Genomic DNA, 20,317 nt, shown 5'->3' on the forward strand with positions numbered 1-20,317 from the left:
ACGGCGACGGCCGCGGTCCCTCACCGGAGGGGCCGCGGCCGTCCGCGTGCGGTCACACCTCGACGAGCACCGTGAACGGTCCGTCGTTGGTCAGCGACACCTTCATGTCGGCGCCGAACCGGCCGGTCTCGACCCGGGCTCCGAGGGCCCGCAACTGAGCGACGACCTCGTCGACGAGCGGTTCGGCGACGGGCCCGGGCGCGGCCGCGTTCCAGGTGGGACGGCGGCCCTTGCGCGCGTCACCGTAGAGAGTGAACTGGCTGATGACCAGCAGCGGGGCGTCCGTGTCCGAGCAGGACTTCTCGCCCTGCAGGATCCGCACCGACCAGAGCTTGCGGGCGAGCTGCGCCGCCTTGCCCTCCGTGTCGTCGTGCGTGACGCCCACCAGCACGCACAGTCCCTCGCCGACGATCTCGCCGACCGTTTCGCCGTCCACGACGACGCGCGCGCCGTCCACTCTCTGCACCACTGCTCGCATACCCGCCATCATGCCGGGGCCCTGAAGGCGTTCGGACAGCCGTGCCCCTCCGGGGGCCGTTCGGGTGTCATGGCCCTGCATACGGACCGCCCAGAGTGGCACGATGCGTGCACGTGGTGCGTTTCATGGACAACATGCCCTGGATGCCGCACCGGACGAGGGGACAAAACCACTCATGAGCACTGCCGGCGCCGGGCGGATCCCCGGTCCCGTACCACCCGCCCGTACGACTCCGAGTGCCGCTCCGGCACCGACCGCCGCCCGTTGGACGACCCTGGCGACGGCCCCGGCCGACGGCCCCCGCACCGAGGATGGCCCCATGCTCCAAGCCGGCCGGTCGCAGCACCGTCCACCGCAGCAGCGCGACCGCTTCCACCCCGTCGACCAGCCGGATCTTTCCGCCCCGACCCTGCCCGAGCTGCGGGCGCTGCGGCGCGACGCCCAGCGCGAGGAGGCCGATCTGAGCTATCTGCGGCGGCTGCTCCAGGGCCGGATCGACATCCTGCGGGCGGAGCTGGCCCGCCGGGCGGCGCCGCTGCCGCCGCTGCTGGACCGGCTCCCCGAGATCCTGGCGGACGTCCCCTCCCGCCACCGCTCGTCCGCCCGGCACGTCACGGTCGGCACCCCGCACGGCGAGGAGTACCGCAGGCTCGCCGACGACATGCTCGGCGAGGTCGAACTCTCCGATCTGGGGGCGCGGACCGACGGGGAGCTGACGGAGGCGATGGCCCGGCTCGTCCGGTACGAGCAGCAGGTCTCCGGGCGGCGGCAGTCGCTCCAGCGGATGGCCGACGATTGCAGCAGCGAAATCACCCGCAGGTACCGTGAAGGGGAAGCACAAGTAGACGACCTGCTGTCCTGACCTGGCCACAAGCCTTCCGGGGAGGACCGGTCCCGTTCCCGGAAGGCTTAGCCGATGTCTTCGTCCCGCCCGATATCCGACCGTTCGGACTCCCCGTACGCCCCCGTCCTCGCCGAGGTCGTCCGCTCCGGTTTCGTCGAGGGGCGCCACCGCGGCTCCCTGGTGGTGCTGGCCGCCGACGGCGGCGTCGAGACGGCGCTCGGTGACGTCGACGCCCCCGTCTTCCCCCGCTCCGCCAACAAGCCGATGCAGGCCGCGGCGCTGCTGCGGGCGGGCCTGGAGCTGTCCGGCGAGCGGCTCGCGCTGGCGGCGGCCAGCCACTCCGGCGAGGCGTTCCACCTGGATCTCGTCCGGACGATGCTGGACGAGTTCCGGCTCGACGCGGCGCAGTTGCAGACACCGCCGGACCTGCCGCTCGATCCGGAGGAGGCCGAGCTGTACCTCGCGTCCGGGCAGGTCCGCTCGCCGCTGACGATGAACTGCTCCGGCAAGCACACCGCGATGCTCGCCGCCTGCGTCGCCAACGGCTGGCCGACGGAGAGCTACCTCGACCGGGACCATCCGCTCCAGCGGCTGGTCCTGGAGTGCGTGCGCGCGGCGTCCGGCACGGAGGTGGCGCACATCGGTACGGACGGCTGCGGCGCGCCGCTGATGTCGCTGTCGCTGACCGGTCTGGCCCGCGCGTTCCGGACGTTCGTCCTGGCCGAGGAGGGCACGCCCGAGCGGCGGGTCGCCGACGCGATGCGCGCGCACCCCGAGTACGTCGCGGGGACCCGGCGCCCGGACACCTGGCTGATGCGGGAGCTGCCCGGCACGCTGTCGAAGATGGGTGCGGAGGCGGTGCAGGCGCTGGCGCTGCCCGACGGCCGGGCCCTCGCCTTCAAGATCGACGACGGGAACACCCGCACGCTGGGCCCGGTGCTGGCCCGGGTGCTGCGCGGGATGGGCGTGGACGCGCCGGTGCTGGCGCGGATCGAGGACGTACCGCTGACGGGCGGCGGGGTCCGGGTCGGCGAGGTCCGGGCGGCGTTCTGAGGGACGGGGCGCGGCGGGGAGCCCGGAACGCCGGGGTCCGCGCTCCCCGCCGGGGCCCGGTGAGGCCGGGAGCGGTGCCCGGTGAGGCCGGGAGCGGTGCCCGGTGAGGCCGGGAGCGGTGCCCGGTGAGGCCGGGTGCGGGGCCCGGTGGGGCCGGGAGCGGTGCCCGCCGTGGTCCGCGCTCCCGCCGGAGCCCGGCCGGTCGCCCCGCGGCTCGGCCGTCCGGCCTTCCGGGTGGCGTTCCGCTCGCGTGGTGTTCGCCGGTCGTACGGCGTTGGCCTGCACAAAGGGCCGGGCGGGTGCCTACAGTGGCGGCGACAGCCAGTTGGCGACGATCACAGCAGGAGGCCGGCGATCATGAGCGACGCGCAGACCGGACCGCAGGGGCCCGAGGCGACCGAGCACGCCCACGACCCCGAGGTGCTACAGCTCGCGGCCAAGGTCTTCGACCTCGCGCGCCACGGTGACACGGACACCGTCGCCGCGTACGTGGACGCCGGGGTCCCGGCCAACCTGACCAATGACCGGGGTGATTCGCTGGTCATGCTGGCCGCGTACCACGGCCACGCGGCCACCGTCGCGGCGCTCCTGCAGCGCGGCGCCGACGCCGACCGCCCCAACGACCGCGGCCAGACGCCACTGGCGGGCGCGGTCTTCAAGGGCGAGGACGAGGTCGTGAAGGTGCTGGTGGACCACGGCGCGGACCCGGCCGCGGGCACGCCGTCGGCTCTCGACACGGCCCGGATGTTCCAGAAGACGGAGCTGCTGAAGCTGTTCGGAGCCGCCTGAGCGGCCGGATCACCGGGGCACGGGCCCCGGGCGGAGCGGGATCGGGCCGGCGTGCGGCCGGGGCCGCCGCCGTCCGGGGCCCGAGGCGTTCTCGGGGGCGGGGGCGCTATCGGGGGCCGGGGCCAGGACCTCCGGTACGGGCCCTGGGCGCTTTCCGGTGCGGGGCCGGGGGCCCGCCGCCGCCCGGGGGCCTGGTGCGTTATCGGGGGCGGGCGCGAGGCGGCCCGGGGCGTTCTCAGCGCGGGACCCGGCCGGGCGAGCAGACGCCGGGCGGCAGGCTCGACGCGGGGCCGGGCGGGCCGCGGCGCCGAGGGGCGGAGGGCAACGCGGGGCAAGGGCGACGCGGGGCCCGGGTTCCGGTTCGTCGGCGGTGAGCGGGGTGCGGCACCCGGCAGTTGACCTCAACTCAGCTTGAGGTTCTAGCGTCGGTCCCGACGGCGGCACCCGCCCCGTCGCACCACGCACTCCCGCTCCCGATTCCGCTCCGGAGGAACCCCATGTCCGAAACCCTCGCCCCCGCCCGGCACACCCTCGCCGTGCTCGTCGCCTCCACCCGGGAGGGCCGGTTCGCGCCGGTCATCAGCGGCTGGTTCGCCCGGCGGGCCGCCGCCCATGAGCACCTCGACGTCGACGTCATCGACCTGGACGCGGTCCGCCCGTACGAACTGCGCCACGGGACACCGGAGTTCGAGGAGTTCGCCGGGCGCATCGCGGCGGCCGACGCGTTCGTGGTGATCACCCCGGAGTACAACCACTCGTTCCCCGCCCCGCTCAAGCACGCCATCGACCTGCTGAACCCGCAGTGGCACGCCAAGCCCGTCGGCTTCGTCTCGTACGGCGGGATCTCCGGCGGGCTGCGGGCGGTGGAGCAACTGCGGCTGGTCTTCGCGGAGTTGCACGCCACGACGGTCCGCGAGACGGTCAGCTTCCCGCTGGCCTGGACCCTTTTCGACGAGACCGGCGAACTCCACGACCCGGCGCCCGCCACCAAGGCGGCCGACACCCTGCTGCACCAGCTCACCTGGTGGGCCCTCACCCTCCGCGAGGGCCGCGCCGCACGGCCGTACGGCGTCTGACGGGGGGCGCGCCCGAGGCCGGGCGCGCCCCCGCTCTTCAGCCCGTGCGCCGGGTCACCGCCACGCACACGGTCATCGCGCACGGGATGCGGCCGTCGGGCAGCGCCGTCGGGGCGGTGGCGGCGGTGAAGCGGGCGCGCAGCTCCGCGACGGTCGCCGCGTCCAGCGGGCCGAGGTCGTAGAGCCCGCCGACCGTCCGCCACACCGTCTCCGGCGGCGCGGTCAGGTCGATCGGTACGCGCTCCCAGGCCACCGGGGCGAACCCGGCGGGCCCGAAGACCGCGTCGAACCCCTCGCGGTCGCGCAGCCTCCGGTCACCGAGGCGGGGGATGCGGCGCTCGGGCGGAGCCGCGTCGAGCACCGGCCGCAGCAGCCGCAGGAACTCCGCGTACGCCCCGCCCTCACCCGGCCCGCCGCCGATGACGGCGGCCAGCGTGCCGCCGGGTACGAGGACCCGGGCGATCTCGGCGGCGACCCGCTCCACCCCGTCCATCAGCATCAGCGCCATGTGCGAGACGACGCCGTCGAACGCGCCGTCACGGAAGGGGAGTCGGTCGGCGCTCCCGGTGTGCAGCTCCGCCGTCCCCAGCCCCGGACGGCACCGGGCCAGGGCCAGTTCCGGCGCCGACAGGTCGAGGCCCGCGACCTCGCGGCCGGGCCCGGCCGCGAGCATGTCCAGCAGCAGCCCGTCCCCGCAGCCCACGTCCAGCACCCGCCGCCGCCCGGCCATCGCGTCCCGCAGCAGCGCGTAACTGGACCGGCCGTCGGGCGCGCGGCCGTGCGCCATGCTGCGGGCGGTGACCGCCGGGTGCGCGGCGTGGAAACGGCGGAGGAAGGCGACGGCGTCGGGGGTGGAGGTGTCCGGGGCGGGGTCACCGGTGGCGGACGGACGCGCGCCGCCGCCAGAAGCCGGGCCGCCAGAAGCCGGGCCGCCGGTGGCCGGGCCGCCTACCGGGGCCGGGCCGCCGCCGGAGAACTCCCCCGCACCGCCGCCGGAGACCGGGCCGCCGGCGGCCGGTTCGGCACCTCGTACCGTTTCCGGACCGCCGGTCGCCGGGCCGAGGCCGTCGGCCGGTGCGGGGCCGCCCCCGGAGGACGCCCCCGCACCGCCGCCGGAGTCCGGCTCTCCCCTCACTTCCCCACCAGCTTCATGCTCCCCTCGTCGTACCGCGTACCGGCCACCCGGTCCGCGGGGGCGGCCGCGTCGATGGCGGCCAGGTCGTCCGCGGAGAGGTCGATCCGCAGCGCGGCGAGGTTCTCCTCCAGGTAGCGCTCGCGGCGGGTGCCGGGGATCGGGACGACGTCGTCGCCGCGGTGCTGCACCCACGCCAGCGCGAGCTGACCTGCGGTCACCCCGCGGGCGGCGGCCAGCTCCTCCAGCTTCCGGACGATCGCGAGGTTCTGCTCCAGGTTGCCGTCGGCGAACCGCGGCTGGGTACGCCGCAGGTCGGACGCGGGAAGGCCATCGACGGACGCGTAACGGCCGGTCAGGAAGCCGCGGCCGAGCGGCGAGAACGGGACGAGGCCGATGCCCAGCTCCCGGCAGACCGGCACGATCTCCCGCTCCAGATCGCGGGTCCACAGCGACCACTCGCTCTGCAGCGCGGCGATCGGATGGACCGCGTGCGCCCGGCGGACGGTCTCCGCGCCCGCCTCGGACAGTCCGAGGTGGCGCACCTTGCCCGCCGCGACCAGTTCGGCCATCGCGCCGACGGTCTCCTCGATCGGCACCTGCGGGTCGACGCGGTGCTGGTAGTAGAGGTCGATGTGGTCGGTGCCGAGGCGGCGCAGCGACGCGTCGCACGCCTGGCGTACGTAGGCGGCGTCGCCGCGGATGGCGGCCGGTTCGCCGAGGCGGTTGGCGAAGCCGAACTTGGTGGCGAGCACCACCTCGTCGCGGCGTTCGGCGAGGAGCCTGCCGAGCAACTCCTCGTTGTGGCCGCCGCCGTAGAAGTCGGAGGAGTCCAGCAGCGTCACCCCGAGATCGAGCGCACGGTGCAGCGTGGCGAGCGACCGCGTATCGTCCGCGTCCCCGTAACCGTGGCTCATCCCCATGCAGCCGAGCCCCTGGGCCGAAACCTCCAGCGCACCGAGCCTGCGCGTGGGCATCCCCGTCATGTCCGCCACCTCCTGGCGCGGCCCGTCCCGGGACCTTCCCGGACCGCGGCCGTCCCCTTGAAGGTAGGAGTTGGAGTGCGGTCGAAGGCAACCGGTGTCCGGTGGCGGGGCGTGCTTCTTGTCCGCGGCGCGGCGCCCCGGCCCGCTTTTGCGGCGGGACGGCGCGCTCCCCGGCGGCGGGACGAGGCTCGACAGCCGGACCCGCCTCCGCTCACCGTCCGCCCCGCGCGTCGGCGGTGATCGCCGCGAGCCGGGCGGCGCACTCGGCGGCGAACTCGGGGTAGCTGTCGCGGTAGTAGGGGAGCCCGGCGGCGCCGACGGCGAGGGCCCAGGCGCGGGCGCGGCTCCAGGTCGCGTCGGGGAGATCCAGCGCGGTGCGGTACGCGTGCCGCGCCTCGGGTGGCAGGTCCCAGACGGGGGCGTGTTCGGCGTCGGGCAGGCCGACGGAGAGTCCCCCGAAGTCGAGGACGGCGTGCAGCCGGCCCGCGCGGACCAGGAGGTTGGTGGGCTTGAGGTCGCCGTGCAGCCAGACCCGCGGGCCGGCCGCGTCCGGCAGGGCGCGCGCCGTCCGCCACAGTTCCGTCAGGACGTCGACATCGATCCCGGGCACGCCCACGCCCCGGCACGCCTCCAGGGCCGCGACGGCCCAGTCGTCGCACTCCCGCAGCCCACCGCCGCGGTACCAGCCGAGGTCGCCGCCGCGCACCGCGCCCATCAGGTCGACGGCGTGCAACTCCCGTACGAAGGCGGCGAGATCGGTGCCGAAGGCGGCCCAGTCGCGGACGGTGCCGGGGCCGGGCAGCTCCCCGTCGATCCAGCGGTGGACCGACCAGGTCAGCGGGAAGCGCTCGGTGGGCGCCCCGGCGTGGACGGGCTCGGGGACCGCCCACGACAGCCGTGGCGCCAGCCGGGGCAGCCACTCCCGCTCCTTCCGCAGCGACCGGGCGGTGCCGGGGGTGCGCGGCAGCCGTACGAGCAGGTCGTCGCCGAGGCGGAGGAGGGTGTTGTCGGTGCCGTGCCCGGCGGGCGTCAGCGGCAGGTCGGCCCACTGCGGGCACTGCGCCGCCAGCAGCGACCGCACCGCCGCCTCGTCGACCGCGATCTCGTCCTCGTGGAGCGTCATGCCGGGAGTCTGACCGGCCGGGTCCCGAGGGGCCAGCGACTTTTGCCGGGTGTACGTAACGGGATCGCGGCCGCACCGGGGCAAGCGGAACGGGAGCCCGCGGCCTTCCCCGGGGGCGGGTGCCGGGCCCGGGAACGCGTCGGGCCCGTGCCCGGTGCGGGCACGGGCCGTCCGGCGCGGGGGTGCGACGCGGTCCGGTGGCGGGGCGGTGGTTCCGGGGCCGGTCGTCGCCCCGGGACCGCCGCGCCGGGTGGTCAGCCGATGGGGTTGACGTAGGTGGCCGGGTGGGTGGCGCCGCGCTGGTCGAGGAGCGGGCCCCAGGGCCACGCGACCCTCAGCGAGGAGGTCTCGTTCGGCGGGGTGATCTCCACGGAGGAGGCGAGCCAGGCGTCGCCGTCCAGACCGGTCATCGCGACATTGAGCGTGAAGTCGGTGGTCTCGCCGGGGGCCAGGGTGATCCCGCTGTACTTGGCGGACGAACGGGCCAGCGACCAGGACTCACCGCTCTCGTTGACGATGTCCACGCCGGGGAAGCCGGCGAGCTTGCAGCTACGGTCGCCGGAGTTGGTCAGCATGATGCTGGTGGTCGTCGAGCCCTCCGCGTCCGGGTCCGGGGCCGCGTCGCCGCCGGTGGCGAAGGCCGCCTTCAGTTCGTTGGTGTGGCAGCGCTCGCCCTGGGTGGTGGCCGAGTTGGCGGCCCCCTTGCCCGCGGACCCCGCGTCGGCGCCGTCCTTCTTACCGGCGTCCCCCTGGGGCTGGCCGTTCTCCACCGTGGTGGACTCGCCGGAGCCCGCGTTCTCCTGGGTGGCCGCGGCCGAGTCGACCTTGCCGGCGGCCTTCGTGCCGGTGTCCCCGCCGGAGCAGGCGGTGAGGGTCAGGCCGGCGGCCATGGTGAGCGCGGCAGCGGCGACGCGCAGGGTACGGCGGCGGGTGGTGAGCGAGCGCATGGCGGGTTCCCCCTGGAGTAGTCGGTGACGCGGTCTCCTCGGTACGTCAACGACTCTGCCGGGAGCCCTTGGCGTGCCACTGGCGCCCGGCTAACACCCGGCTAACACCGTTACGGGCGGCGGGCGTTGACGGCTCCACCGGGGCACACGGGCCGGACCGCCGCCCCACCGTCACCGGGCCCCGGCGCCCCTCCCCCGCCACCGTGACCGCCCGTGCCACCCGCCGGAACGCCGCGGACGGGCCCCGCCGGGACGACGCCCGCCCCGCCTACCGGAAGCGCCCCCGACCCCGGGGCCGGGGCCCCTATAGGCATTTCCTCTACCCGCCACTGCATTTCCGTCTTTGCCCCGCCCGCTTTCCCGTACGTACCGTGAAACAGCCCGGTCCCGAAAAGCACATAGCGCCTGTCACGCGGCACGTACCGCTTATTTGCGCATCAACGGGCCGGGCCCGAACGGAATTGACGTGAGTGAGGGAAAAACGGCGATATGAACACCACCGAGAACACACCGGAGAAGCAGAGCCCCCCGGCCGAGCGGGAACTCACCGGAAAGCGGGCCCTGGTCACCGGCGGCACCCGCGGTATCGGCGCGGCCGTCGTCCGCCGCCTCCTGGAGGCGGGCGCCGAGGTGCTCACCACCGCCCGGTCGGCGGCGGGCACGGCGCCGGAGGGTGCCGCCTTCGTGGCGGCGGACATCGGGACCCGGGCCGGGACGGAGACGGTCGCGGCGGCAGCGCGGGAGCGGTTCGGCGGAGTGGACATCCTGGTCCACAACGCGGGCGGGGCGCAGCCGTACCCGGACTCCTCGGCCATCGGCGACGAGGGGTGGCAGGAGGCACTGGACCTGAACTTCCTGGCGGCGGTGCGGCTGGACGCGCTGCTGGCACCGGGGATGCGGGAGCGGGGCGCGGGGGCGATCGTGCACGTCTCCTCGGCCGCGGTCGCCACGCCGGTGGGGCAGTTCCTGCACTACACGGCGGCGAAGGCGGCGCTGGAGAACTACAGCCGCGGGCTGGCCGCGGAGCTGGCGCCGCACGGGGTGCGGGTCAACACCCTCTCCCCGGGCCGGACCGCCACCCCCGGCGGCGAGGAGACCCGGGAGCGGTGGGCGCGGCTGGCCGCGGCGCCCGGCGCGACCAACGCCGGCGACACCCCGCCGCTGGGCCGCGAGGGCCGTCCCGACGACCTCGCCCACGCGGTGCTGTTCCTCGTCTCCGGCCGGGCGGACTGGCTGACCGGCAGCAAACTCGTCGTGGACGGCGGCGAATTCCCGCGCGGCTGACGCCACCGGAATTCTGGCATACCCTCCCGCCGGTCACCTGGTGACGTAACGGAATTCACTCCGCGGCCACACCGGCGCCTTCCCGGGAAATCCGGCCGGAGGGCGATGAGGAATCACCCCCGCCCCATTCCTCCTTCCGCAGGAATTCCAGCAACGCCGTCTCCGCCGGTCCCGGGCCGGAGCGGAGCACCGCGATGACCGGCTGCGACACGGCCGGGAACACCGGGCGGGCGAGGTGCTCATGGCCCCGGGGCACCGCGGAGGCGGGGACGAGTGTGGCCCCCAGACCGAGGGCCGCCCAGCGTACGGCCGTCGCCGTCTGGGAGACGCGGGCGGCCGTGACCGGGTCCTGCCCGCCCCGCCGCAGGACGTCCAGCAGGACGGCGTCGAGCGCGCTGTCCCGGTCGAACCGCACCCACGCCTCGCCCGCCAGCGCGTCCAGCTCGACCCGGTCGGCGGCGAGCAGGCGGTGCCCGGCGCCCAGCACCACGACGAACTCCTCGTCGCCGAGGTGGTGGGCGTCGGCGGGGCTCCGCTCGCACGCCGCCATCAGGGCCAGATCCAGCGCGCCCCGGCGGCACAGCCGCTCCAGCTCGGCGGAGCTGGGCTCCTCCAGGACGGTGACCTCCAGGCGCGGGGAGCGGCGGCGCAGCGCGCCCAGCGCCGCCGGCAACTGCCGGGCGCCGAAGCCCATCTGCGCCGCCACCGCCACCTCGCCCACCAGCTCCTCGGCACCGGCCCGCGCGGCCGCCCGGGCCCGCCGCGCCGCGCCCACCGCCGCCTCGGCCTCCCGCAGGAACGCGCGACCGACGACGGTGGGCACCAGCCCCGCCGGCGTACGGGCGAACAGCTCCACGCCCAACTCCCGCTCCAGCCCGCGGATCTGCTGCGACACCGACGGCTGGGCGACCCGCAGCCGCCCGGCCGCCGCCGTCACCGAACCCTCCTCGGCCACGGCCAGCGCGTACTCGAACTGACGCAGACTCATGAGCCCGTACCCCTGTCGCCGTCGGAGGCCGCAGCCGCCGTTCCCGCACCGCCAGGGGCGGTAACCCGGTTCCGCCGGCGGGGATTCCCGGGGGCAGGAAGTACGAGGGGCGCGACCGGTCCGGCGGGCGCGCCCCGCCCTCGGACCCGCGCCCTCGGCCCGTACGGCGGGCCGACCGGAAACCGCCCAGGTCAGCACCACCGCCCCGGCCTCCGTTCTCCCCCCTCACCCCTGCGCCGTCGACCGGACGACCACCTCGCCGATGTCCACCCCGTCCGGCTGCTCGATCGCGAACCCGATCGCGGACGCGACGGCCGAGGGCGGCATGGCGATCTCGTCGCGCATCCGGACCAGCTCCGCCGCCACCTCGGGGCTCGCCGCCTTGCCGACCCCTTCGGTGTGGGTGAACCCGGGCGAGACGAGGGTGACCCGCAGGTCGGGCCCGGACTCCTGCCGCAGCCCCTCGGTCAGGACCTTGACCGCCGTCTTCGTCGCCGCGTACACGCCCTGCGGCGACTTCACGACGTGCGCCGCGGTGGAGCCGACGTTGACGAAGTGCCCGGACCGCTGCCGCCGGAAGACGGGCAGCGCCGCGCCGATCCCGTTGAGCAGCCCGGTGATGTGCGTGGCGACCATGGCGTCCCAGTCGTCCTGCCGCAGCTCGTCGAAGGGGGACACCGCCATCGTCCCGGCGTTGGACACCAGCACGTCGAGACGGCCGAACCGCTCGATCGCCGTCTCCGTCAGACGCACCAGATCCTCCCGGCGCGTCACATCGACGACGACACCCACGGCCGACCCCCCGGCCCCGGTGATCTCCTCCACCACCGCGCCGAGCCGGTCCTCCCGTCGCGCGCCCAGCACCAGGTGGGCGCCCTTCCCCGCGAGATACGCCGCCGTCGCGGCCCCGATCCCGCTGCTGGCACCGGTGATCGCCACTACCTTGCCCGCGATTCCCGCCATGGCCATGACTCCTTGGAAGAGGAACGCGCACGGACCGGCCCTTGGCCCGCGCGCCTGCACGCGAACCTGTACCACCGTTTCCCGGGCGGGCGGACGCGAGCGACGCGGTCGGCCACGAACGGGAGCGCCCGCCGCCCGGCCGGGCGGCGAAGGCCCCTCCGCCCGCGGGCCACCCCCAGCAACACTCCCGCAAGCACCCTGCTTGCAATAGTTAGCACCACCGGTGCACGATGGGGGCATGGCATCGCTCAACGTCGGCAATCTCGGCGCGTTCCTGCGGGAGCAGCGGCGCACGGCGCAACTGAGCCTGCGGCAGCTCGCGGAGGCCGCGGGGGTGTCGAACCCGTACCTCAGCCAGATCGAGCGCGGGCTGCGCAAACCGAGCGCGGAGATCCTCCAGCAGTTGGCCAAGGCGCTGCGGATCTCCGCCGAGACGCTGTACGTCCAGGCCGGGATCCTCGACGAGAAGCAGGGGGCGAGCGGCATCGAGGTCCAGGCCGCGATACGCACCGACCCCGCGCTCGACGAGAAGCAGAAGCAGGTCCTGCTCCAGATCTACGACTCCTTCCGCAAGGAGAACGGCCACGGCAGCAGCGGCCCGGACACCGCCCCGACCGGTGACGTCCCCGGCCACGGCTGAGCCACGGCATCCGACCTCAGTCCACGAACGCAGGAGGAAGCACCTCATGGCCATCACCGATGACCTCCGCAAGACCCTGACCGACCCGACCCCGCTGTACGCCCTGGCCGGTACCGCCGACCTGGCGGCCGAGAAACTCGGTGAGGTGCCGGTGCTGGTCGAGCGGATCCGCGCGGAGGCCCCCAAGCACATCGAGGCGGTGCGGGCCACGGACCCCAAGGACGTCCAGGCGCGCGTCGCCCAGCAGGCCAAGGAGGCCCAGAGCAAGCTGAACGACCTGCTCGGCTCGCTCGACACCGATCTGCGCAAGATCCGCGAGCAGGCACAGGTCCTCGCCCTCCAGGGCGTCGGCCGGGCCGCCGAGTACGCGGTCAAGGCACGCGAGACGTACGACGGGCTGGCCGAGCGGGGCCGCGGCGCGGTGCAGGGCTGGCGCGGTGACGCCGCCGACCACGTCGAGGAGCTGGCCGTGGTCATCGAGCCGGACCCGGCGCCGAAGTCCGCCCCGAAGCCGGCGAAGGCCAACGGCACCGCGAACGGCACCGCCAACGGCAAGACCGCCGCCAAGCCGTCCCGCACCGGCGCCGTCCCGAAGCCCGCCGCCAAGCCCGCCACCGCGAAGGCCGACGGCACGAAGGCCGACGGAGCCACCGCCGCGAAGAAGCCCGCGGCCCGCAAGCCCGCCACGCGCCGGAGCACCCCGCCGTCGAAGTGACGCAGACATCGCGACGGGCCGGGCACCCCTCAGGTGTCCGGCCCGTTGTCCGGGTACGGTGGGCCGCGACGGCCCGAGTCGACAAGGTGGAGCACGGCGTGCTGGTGTACGGATTCCAGTCCCTTCTGGGCTGGGCGCAACTGGCCCTGGGCATCTATGCCGCGGTGATGCTGATCGACGCGGCGGTCCGCCGCGACGCCGCGTACCGCGCGGCCGACAAGCAGACCAAGCCCATGTGGCTGATCTTCCTGGCCCTCGCGACGCTGCTGCTCTTCGTCATGCCGCTGATGTCGTTCCTGCCGATCATCGGCGTGATCGCGGTGATCGTCTACACCGTCGACGTCCGCCCCGCCCTCCGCCACGCCACCGGCGGCGGCCCCCGCCGCGGCGGCTCCAGCTCCGACGGTCCGTACGGGCCGTACAACGGCGGACGCTGAGCGGCGGCGCGGAAGAGGCGCGGGCCGCTCCCGCGCGACGGCCCCACGACGGCCCGGAGCCTCACGGCCCGGGCCGTTCCCCGTTCCCGGGCCGGCCCCTCAGACCCGCCCCCGCTCCAGCCACAGCACCGCCACGTCGTCGGTCAGCTCGCCGCCGTTGAGGTCGCGGACCTCGGTGAGGGTGGTGTCGAGCAGTTCCTCGCCGGTCAGGCCCGCGGCCATACGGCGGGCGACCAGGTCGGCCATCCCGTCCTGGCCCAGCCGCAGGCGGCCCTCGCCGACGTGGCCCTCGATCAGGCCGTCGGTGTACAGCATCAGGCTCCAGGCCCCGCCCAGCTCGATCTGGTGGCGCGGCCAGCGGGCGTACGGCAGCAGGCCGAGCGCCGGGCCGCCGTACTCGTACGGGAGCAGCCGCGGGGTGCCGCCCGCGCGGGAGAGCAGCGGGGCCGGGTGGCCGGCGAGGCAGAGTCCGGCGCGGCGGCCGTCCGGGGAGATGTCGACGGTGCAGAGCGTCGCGAAGATCTCGTCGTCGGCGCGCTCGTGCTCCAGGACCTTCTGGAGGGTGGAGAGGAGTTCGTCGCCGCAGAGTCCGGCGAAGGTCAGCGCCCGCCAGGCGATGCGCAGCTCCACGCCGAGCGCCGCCTCGTCGGGGCCGTGGCCGCAGACGTCGCCGATCATCGCGTGGACGGTGCCGTCCGGGGTGCGGACGGTGTCGTAGAAGTCGCCGCCGAGCAGCGCGCGGCTGCGGCCGGGGCGGTAGCGGGCGGCGAAGCGCAGGTCGGAGCCGGCGAGCAGCGGGGTCGGCAGCAGGCCGCGCTCCAGGCGGGCGTTCTCCTGGGCGCGCATCCGGGACTCGGTGAGCTGGCGCTGCGCGAGGTCGGCCCGTTTGCGTTCGACGGCGTAGCGCACCGCGCGGCTGAGGACCCCGCCGTCCAGTTCGTCGCGGAAGAGGTAGTCCTGCGCGCCGACGCGGACGGCCTCGGCGGCGCGTTCGGCGTCGGTCTCCGGCGTCATCACCAGGACGGCGTGGGCCGGGGCCATCCGCAGCACCGCGTGGAGCGCGCCGAGGGTGTCGTCGCCGTCCGCCACCGGTCCGCCGGGGGCCGGGGCGAGGTCGAGGAGGATGCAGTCGACGTCGTCGGTGAGCAGCCGGGCCGCCTCGGTGAGGTTGCGGGCGGTGCGCAGCCGGACCTTGCGGCCGGCCCAGTCCCACATGTCCGGGACGGTGCTGCTGGGGTCGTCGCCGATGAGGAGGACGGTCAGGCCGGGGCCGGAGCCGTTGTCGGCGGACGTCTCGGGGCGGCGGGCGCCGGGGATCGGCAGCCGGGTCTCCGCGGGGGCCGCCGGGAGGGGGTGCGCGGGCGTGGCACCGGGCCCGTCCGCCGTGCCGTCCGCCGTCCGGCGTGCGGCGGCGCAGGCGTCACCGGCCGGGGCCGCCTGCTGCGGCAGCACGGCCGTGCGCCGGTGCGGTACGGGTACGGACATGGCTCTGTTTCCTTCCCTCCCCCTGATTCGTGGTGGGCGGCGTGCCGCCCGGCTCGCCGGGGGCCGCCCTGACGGGCGGGCGAGGCCGCCGCGCAGGCGCTCCCGAGGGTGCCGGGGCGCGCCGTCCGGCGCACCAACGTGCCCGGTCGTGCGCCGCTCGTGGGGGAGAGCGGTGCGCCACCGGGCACCGAGAGTGCGACCATAGCGCCACCGGACAGGTGTACGGAATGACCCACGGCGTGCGACGGGCGTCATATGCCGCCGCTTATAAGCCATTTGACCTGGAGAGAGCGGGAGAAGACGGAAAGGGAATGACGAACATCACCCCCTCGGGGCCGGAACCGATCGCAATGTGCCACGGCCCGGCGACCGTCCGATAACAACGCCGGACCGGCCCGCCACTCCCATTCCGTCATTTATCGGGCCGTACGACACCGAGGATCGGCATCGAACCCGCGCCGGTGATCGTGACCTGCCGGCCCGGTCGCGGTGCGTGGACGATCGCGCCGTCACCGAGGTACATCCCGACATGGCTGGCGTCGGAGAAATAGATGATCAGGTCCCCGGGACGCATTTCGGTGACGGCGACGCGGGGCAGGCGCCGCCACTGCTCCTGTGAGGTGCGCGGAATCGTGCGGCCCCCCGCCTGCCAGGCGCGCAGGGTCAGCCCCGAGCAGTCGAAGGTGTCCGGGCCCTCGGCGCCCCACACGTAATCCTTGCCGATCTGCGCGGTCGCGAAGGAAACGGCTTTCTTTCCGGCGCCGGACGCCTTGTTCCGGATCTCCTTCAGGATGCCGGTGTCGAGCCATTTCTGCTGTTCGGCACGGGCCCGGGAATCCTCCAGCGCTTTCAGCCGGTTCTTTTCCGCGGTGGCCAGCCGGGATTCGATTTTCTTCGCCTCGCCGAGCTTCCTGTTGATGTCGCTCCGCGCTTTTTCCTTCTTCACGCGTTCGGCGTCGAGACGTTCCCAGCGGACGGTCGCCGAGTGCGCGTCGTCCCGCAGTCCGGCCGCGAGGCGGGCCAGCTCCCCGGCGACGTTCGTGGCGGCGCGCTGGCTCTTACGGGCCAGCGTGACGTTGCCGAGGTAGCCCTCGGGATCCGCGTTCAGCATCAGCCGCAGCTCGTCCGGCACACCTCCGGCGCGGTACTGGGCGCTGGCCAGCACGCCCGCCTGCCGCTTGAGCGCGTCCCGCCGGTGCTGCGCGGCATCGATCCGGCGGGCCAGCCCGACGATCTTGCGCTGCTCGTCCTCGACCCGTTCCCGCGCGGCGTTGTACGCGTCGGTGGCGCGCTCCGCGGCGCGGTAGAGCGCCTCGATCCGGCGGTGGATGCCGGCCAGCCGGTCCGCGCCGGAGCCCGCGTCCCCCGTCTCCGGGCCCTTCGTACCGGGCCCGTCCGCCTCCGCCGCCTTCGCCGGGCGGTCCGGCCCGCGCCCGTCGGCCCCGCGCCCGTCCGGCCCGTCGGCCGTCCGTACCGCCGACGCGTACGCCGCCGGGGCCACCGGGGCGAGCAGCCCCGTCGCGCAGAGCACCGCGAGGGTGCGGGCGACGGTCCGGGCCCGCCGCGCCCGGCGGCCGGACACGGAGGCGCCGGGCACAGATCCGGCCAAGGGTGCCGCACCCGCGCGCACCGCGCCGCCGCCCCGTACGTCCCCCGGATCCCTCATGTCCGCTCCACCCCGTACGGCGTCCGCTGTCCCCTGGGTCCCCACCCGTTCACCTCCGGTCGATGCGCACCGTTTCGTGGTGCCTTCGTTGGCGCGGATCGTGCCATACCGATCGGTAAGTCAACAGAGGACGGCGCGATTCCCCGTTTTCCGGCGCCCGATGCACGCCCGGAACGGGCTCCCTGAGCTGACGGGTGAGGTTCACCGTGCGTTCACTCTTCCCCATCGGTCGCTTCATTTGATCTGCCTAATTTCGGCCGTACCGAGTGCGCGTCAGCACCGCGAACCGAATCGGAACGGGCTGACTCCGCACACTCCTGACACACCTCGCACGCCGACGAAGCGGCGCGCCCCAGGAAGGACTCTCGACAGTGAAGCTTCAGCGCAAGAACCGGGTTCGCGCCCTCGCGGTGGGCGCTCTCGCCGTCACCGGTGCCCTGGCCCTGTCGGCGTGCGGCTCCGACGACACCAGCGCCTCCGGTGGCGCGGGAGGCGCCAAGGCCGCCGACATCGCGTGTGAGGGCAAGGGCAAGCTGCGCGCCTCCGGCTCCTCGGCGCAGAAGAACGCCATGGACGTCTGGGTGCAGAACTACGCCGGCGCCTGCAAGGACACCGAGATCAACTACCAGCCGACCGGCTCCGGCGCGGGTATCACCACCTTCCTCCAGGGCCAGACCGCGTTCGCCGGTTCCGACTCGGCCCTCAAGCCCGAGGAGGTCGCCAAGTCGGAGAAGATCTGCAAGGGCGGCAAGGCCATCAACCTGCCGATGGTCGGCGGCCCGATCGCCGTCGGCTACAACGTGCCCGGCGTGGACAACCTCGTCCTCGACGCGCCCACCCTCGCCAAGATCTTCGACTCGGAGATCACCAACTGGAACGACGCCGCGATCAAGAAGCTGAACCCGGGCGCCAAGCTCCCGGACCTCAAGATCCAGGCGTTCCACCGCTCCGACGACTCGGGCACCACCGACAACTTCACCAAGTACCTCAAGGGCGCCGCCCCCGACGCCTGGAAGCACGAGCCCGCGAAGACCTGGGACGGCAAGGGCGGCCAGGCGGCCTCCGGCTCCGCCGGCGTCTCCTCGCAGGTCAAGCAGACCAACGGCGCGATCTCCTACTTCGAGCTGTCCTACGCGACCGCCGGGAAGATCCCCACCGTCAAGATCGCCACCGGCGCCAAGGCCCCGGTCGAGGCCACCGTCGACAACGCCTCCACGGCGATCGCCGAGGCCAAGCAGGTCGGCAAGGGCGACGACCTCGCCCTGGAGCTGAACTACGCCACCAAGGCCGAGGGCGCCTACCCGATCACCCTGGTGACGTACGAGATCGCCTGCGACAAGGGCAACAAGGCCGAGACCCTGCCGGCGACCAAGTCCTTCCTCACCTACATCGCCAGTGAGGACGGCCAGAACGCCCTGAAGGAGCTGGGCTACGCCCCGCTGCCCACCGAGATCGCCGGCAAGGTCCGCAAGACCGTCGCCGCCCTCGCCTGATCCACCGGGCGGCGGCCCGACCCCGCCGTACGGCCCGGGTCACCCCCGCCGTACGGCCCCCGGGCCGCCGCCCGTCCGGTGCACCGCCGCGCCAGGAGCCCCCGGGCTCCGCAGACCGGAGAAACCATGACCCCCTCAGCAACCGCGACACCAGACGCCGCGCCCCCGCCGGCACCGGCCGCAGCCTCCCCCGCGCCGGGGAAGGCCCAGCGCCCCGGCGACCGGATCTTCCTCGGGCTCTCCCGCGGATCCGGTATCGCCCTCCTGGTGATCATGGCGGCCATCGCCGCCTTCCTCACCTACCGGTCCGTGCTCGCCATATCCGGCGACCACGCCAACTTCTTCACCACCCTCGACTGGAACGCCACCGGCACCGAGCCCAAGTTCGGTATCGCCGTCCTCGCGTTCGGCACCGTCGTCAGCGCCCTCATCGCGATGATCATCGCGGTCCCGGTCGCCGTCGGCATCGCCCTCTTCATCTCGCACTACGCCCCGCGCAAGCTGGCCTCGCCGCTCGGCTACGTCATCGACCTGCTCGCCGCGGTGCCCAGCATCATCTACGGCCTGTGGGGCGCGCTCTTCCTCGTCCCGCACCTCGGCGGGCTCTACGGCTGGCTCGACGACTACCTCGGCTGGACCGGCGTCTTCAGCTACGGCGGCGGCGCCGCCCGCTCGCTGTTCACCGTCGGCATCCTGCTGGCGATCATGATCCTGCCGATCGTCACCAGCGTCAGCCGCGAGGTCTTCCTCCAGGCGCCGAAGATGCACGAGGAGGCGGCCCTGGCGCTCGGCGCCACCCGCTGGGAGGTCATCCGGATGTCGGTCCTCCCCTTCGGCCGCTCCGGCATCATCAGCGCCTCCATGCTCGGCCTGGGCCGCGCGCTCGGCGAGACGATGGCCGTCGCCACCGTCCTCTCCCCCAACTTCCTCATCGGCAAGAGCCTGCTCGAACCGGGCGGCGGCACCTTCGCGCAGAACATCGCCGCGAAGTTCAGCGAGGCCGACACCTTCGGCCAGGACGCGCTGATCGCCTCGGGCCTCGTCCTCTTCGTGATCACCCTGCTCGTCAACGGCGCGGCCCGCCTGATCATCGCCCGGCGCAAGGAGTACTCGTGAGCGACGTCATGACGGAACCGCAGGCCCTCGCCGAACGGCCCGGCGCCGCGTCCGGTCTCTCCCTCAAGCAGGCCCGGCTCCCCCGCTGGACCCCGGCGGCCCTCGCCCTCGCCTCGGCCGTGATCGGCTGCGGCATCGGCCTCGGCGCCGGTCTGGACAGCCGCGTCCAGTGGGGTCTGATCGCCGCGCTGGTCTTCATCGTCGGCACGTTCGCCCTGTCCGCCGCCGTCGAAGGCGCCCGGCAGGCCAAGGACCGCCTCGCCACCGGCCTCGTCTGGATGGCCTTCCTCCTCGCCGTCATCCCGCTGGCCTCCCTGCTGTGGGAGACGGTGGACCGCGGCAGCAAGGTCCTGGACGGCTACTTCCTGTCCCACTCGATGGGCACCCTGCCGGACGCGCTGCCCGGCGGCGGTATCTACCACGCGATCATCGGCACCCTGGAGCAGGTGGGCCTGGCCACGCTGATCGCCGCGCCGCTCGGCCTGTTCACCGCGATCTACCTGGTCGAATACGGCCGCGGCCGGCTCGCCAAGGCCGTCACCTTCTTCGTCGACGTGATGACCGGCATCCCGTCCATCGTCGCCGGCCTGTTCATCCTCTCCGTCTGGATCCTGATCCTCGGCTTCGGACCGTCCGGCTTCGCCGGGTCGATGGCGCTGGCGATCTTGATGGTCCCGGTCGTCGTCCGCTCCACCGAGGAGATGCTCAAGCTCGTCCCGAACGAGCTGCGCGAGGCGTCCCTCGCCCTGGGCGTGCCGAAGTGGCGCACCATCTTGAAGGTCGTCCTGCCGACGTCGATCGGCGGTATCACCACCGGCGTGATGCTGGCCGTCGCCCGTATCACCGGCGAGACCGCCCCGGTCATGCTGCTGGTGTGGGGCGCGAAGACGATCAACAACAACCCGTTCCAGGACGCCCAGCAGTCCCTGCCGCTCTACGTCTTCCAGCAGTGGCAGCAGGGCTCCGACGCGTCGTACGACCGCGCCTGGGCGGCGGCCCTCGTCCTCATCGCCTTCGTGATGATCCTCAACCTGGTGGCCCGCGGCATCGCCCGCTGGAAGGCCCCCAAAACCGGCCGCTGACCGCGTCCCCAGAAAGAAGC

The 20,317-nt window shown here is 74.1% G+C and carries 20 protein-coding genes; 11 read left to right on the forward strand and 9 right to left on the reverse strand.

What is annotated here, in order from left to right; all coding sequences use genetic code 11:
* Positions 1-52 precede the first annotated feature (52 nt).
* Positions 53-478, reverse strand: coding sequence for a D-aminoacyl-tRNA deacylase (gene dtd / locus ACGH2B_RS10545; RefSeq protein ID WP_399087344.1), 426 nt, complete (start codon positions 476-478; stop codon positions 53-55).
* A 175-nt stretch (positions 479-653) separates the two neighbouring features.
* On the opposite strand from dtd, the gene ACGH2B_RS10550 reads away from it, so the two are divergent.
* The 4 genes from ACGH2B_RS10550 to ACGH2B_RS10565 all read left to right on the forward strand — a co-directional run bounded on the left by ACGH2B_RS10550 (position 654) and on the right by ACGH2B_RS10565 (position 4,240).
* A complete protein-coding gene (locus ACGH2B_RS10550) occupies positions 654-1,340 on the forward strand; it encodes an ABC transporter substrate-binding protein (RefSeq protein ID WP_399087346.1) in 687 nt (228 codons plus the stop codon).
* Between the two features lie 54 nt (positions 1,341-1,394).
* Positions 1,395-2,375: an asparaginase gene (locus tag ACGH2B_RS10555; RefSeq protein ID WP_399087348.1), complete on the forward strand. Its 981-nt coding sequence runs from the start codon at positions 1,395-1,397 to the stop codon at positions 2,373-2,375.
* Positions 2,376-2,732: 357 nt separating this feature from the next.
* Positions 2,733-3,164, forward strand: coding sequence for an ankyrin repeat domain-containing protein (locus ACGH2B_RS10560; RefSeq protein WP_399087350.1), 432 nt, complete (start codon positions 2,733-2,735; stop codon positions 3,162-3,164).
* 497 nt (positions 3,165-3,661) lie between these two features.
* Positions 3,662-4,240: an NADPH-dependent FMN reductase gene (locus tag ACGH2B_RS10565; protein ID WP_399087352.1), complete on the forward strand. Its 579-nt coding sequence runs from the start codon at positions 3,662-3,664 to the stop codon at positions 4,238-4,240.
* Positions 4,241-4,277: 37 nt separating this feature from the next.
* Here ACGH2B_RS10565 and ACGH2B_RS10570 read toward each other — a convergent pair whose 3' ends face one another.
* From ACGH2B_RS10570 to ACGH2B_RS10585, 4 genes are all read right to left on the reverse strand, one after another.
* A complete protein-coding gene (locus ACGH2B_RS10570) occupies positions 4,278-5,375 on the reverse strand; it encodes a class I SAM-dependent methyltransferase (RefSeq protein WP_399087354.1) in 1,098 nt (365 codons plus the stop codon).
* Entirely contained in the window at positions 5,372-6,358 is a 987-nt protein-coding gene (locus ACGH2B_RS10575) for an aldo/keto reductase (protein ID WP_399087356.1), read from the reverse strand. The genes ACGH2B_RS10570 and ACGH2B_RS10575 overlap by 4 nt, the downstream gene beginning before the upstream one ends.
* A gap of 211 nt (positions 6,359-6,569) precedes the next feature.
* Positions 6,570-7,481 carry an aminoglycoside phosphotransferase family protein gene (locus ACGH2B_RS10580; RefSeq protein ID WP_399087358.1) on the reverse strand — a complete coding sequence of 304 codons (912 nt, stop codon included), beginning with the start codon at positions 7,479-7,481 and terminating at the stop codon, positions 6,570-6,572.
* Between the two features lie 254 nt (positions 7,482-7,735).
* Positions 7,736-8,428 carry a DUF4232 domain-containing protein gene (locus tag ACGH2B_RS10585; protein WP_399087360.1) on the reverse strand — a complete coding sequence of 231 codons (693 nt, stop codon included), beginning with the start codon at positions 8,426-8,428 and terminating at the stop codon, positions 7,736-7,738.
* 489 nt (positions 8,429-8,917) lie between these two features.
* Here ACGH2B_RS10585 and ACGH2B_RS10590 point away from each other — a divergent pair, with 489 nt between their 5' ends.
* Positions 8,918-9,712, forward strand: a complete 795-nt coding sequence (locus ACGH2B_RS10590; RefSeq protein ID WP_399087362.1) for an SDR family oxidoreductase — start codon at positions 8,918-8,920, stop codon at positions 9,710-9,712.
* A gap of 55 nt (positions 9,713-9,767) precedes the next feature.
* Here ACGH2B_RS10590 and ACGH2B_RS10595 read toward each other — a convergent pair whose 3' ends face one another.
* Entirely contained in the window at positions 9,768-10,700 is a 933-nt protein-coding gene (locus tag ACGH2B_RS10595; protein WP_399087364.1) for a LysR family transcriptional regulator, read from the reverse strand.
* A gap of 225 nt (positions 10,701-10,925) precedes the next feature.
* Positions 10,926-11,663 (reverse strand): SDR family oxidoreductase, encoded by a 738-nt coding sequence (locus ACGH2B_RS10600; RefSeq protein ID WP_399087366.1) that lies wholly within the window; start codon positions 11,661-11,663, stop codon positions 10,926-10,928.
* Between the two features lie 238 nt (positions 11,664-11,901).
* On the opposite strand from ACGH2B_RS10600, the gene ACGH2B_RS10605 reads away from it, so the two are divergent.
* From ACGH2B_RS10605 to ACGH2B_RS10615, 3 genes are all read left to right on the forward strand, one after another.
* Positions 11,902-12,303 carry a helix-turn-helix domain-containing protein gene (locus ACGH2B_RS10605; RefSeq protein ID WP_399087368.1) on the forward strand — a complete coding sequence of 134 codons (402 nt, stop codon included), beginning with the start codon at positions 11,902-11,904 and terminating at the stop codon, positions 12,301-12,303.
* Positions 12,304-12,349: 46 nt separating this feature from the next.
* Complete coding sequence (locus ACGH2B_RS10610) at positions 12,350-13,018, forward strand: hypothetical protein (RefSeq protein ID WP_399087370.1); 669 nt, start codon at positions 12,350-12,352, stop codon at positions 13,016-13,018.
* Positions 13,019-13,116: 98 nt separating this feature from the next.
* Positions 13,117-13,455: a DUF2516 family protein gene (locus ACGH2B_RS10615; protein WP_399087372.1), complete on the forward strand. Its 339-nt coding sequence runs from the start codon at positions 13,117-13,119 to the stop codon at positions 13,453-13,455.
* 99 nt (positions 13,456-13,554) lie between these two features.
* Here ACGH2B_RS10615 and ACGH2B_RS10620 read toward each other — a convergent pair whose 3' ends face one another.
* Both ACGH2B_RS10620 and ACGH2B_RS10625 read right to left on the reverse strand, forming a co-directional pair.
* Positions 13,555-14,940: a PP2C family protein-serine/threonine phosphatase gene (locus tag ACGH2B_RS10620; protein WP_399087374.1), complete on the reverse strand. Its 1,386-nt coding sequence runs from the start codon at positions 14,938-14,940 to the stop codon at positions 13,555-13,557.
* A 412-nt stretch (positions 14,941-15,352) separates the two neighbouring features.
* Positions 15,353-16,549 (reverse strand): NlpC/P60 family protein, encoded by a 1,197-nt coding sequence (locus tag ACGH2B_RS10625; protein ID WP_399087376.1) that lies wholly within the window; start codon positions 16,547-16,549, stop codon positions 15,353-15,355.
* Positions 16,550-16,977: 428 nt separating this feature from the next.
* Between ACGH2B_RS10625 and pstS the strand changes: the two genes are divergently transcribed.
* The 3 genes from pstS (at position 16,978) to pstA (ending at position 20,297) form a co-directional block, all read left to right on the forward strand.
* Positions 16,978-18,099 carry a phosphate ABC transporter substrate-binding protein PstS gene (pstS, locus tag ACGH2B_RS10630; RefSeq protein WP_399087378.1) on the forward strand — a complete coding sequence of 374 codons (1,122 nt, stop codon included), beginning with the start codon at positions 16,978-16,980 and terminating at the stop codon, positions 18,097-18,099.
* 126 nt (positions 18,100-18,225) lie between these two features.
* Positions 18,226-19,215, forward strand: a complete 990-nt coding sequence (gene pstC, locus ACGH2B_RS10635; protein ID WP_399087380.1) for a phosphate ABC transporter permease subunit PstC — start codon at positions 18,226-18,228, stop codon at positions 19,213-19,215.
* An 8-nt stretch (positions 19,216-19,223) separates the two neighbouring features.
* On the forward strand, positions 19,224-20,297 hold the full coding sequence (gene pstA, locus ACGH2B_RS10640) for a phosphate ABC transporter permease PstA (RefSeq protein ID WP_399096912.1): 1,074 nt from the start codon (positions 19,224-19,226) through the stop codon (positions 20,295-20,297).
* Positions 20,298-20,317: the final 20 nt, after the last annotated feature.

Source organism: Streptomyces sp. BBFR2 (assembly GCF_044497305.1).
GTDB lineage: Bacteria > Actinomycetota > Actinomycetes > Streptomycetales > Streptomycetaceae > Streptomyces.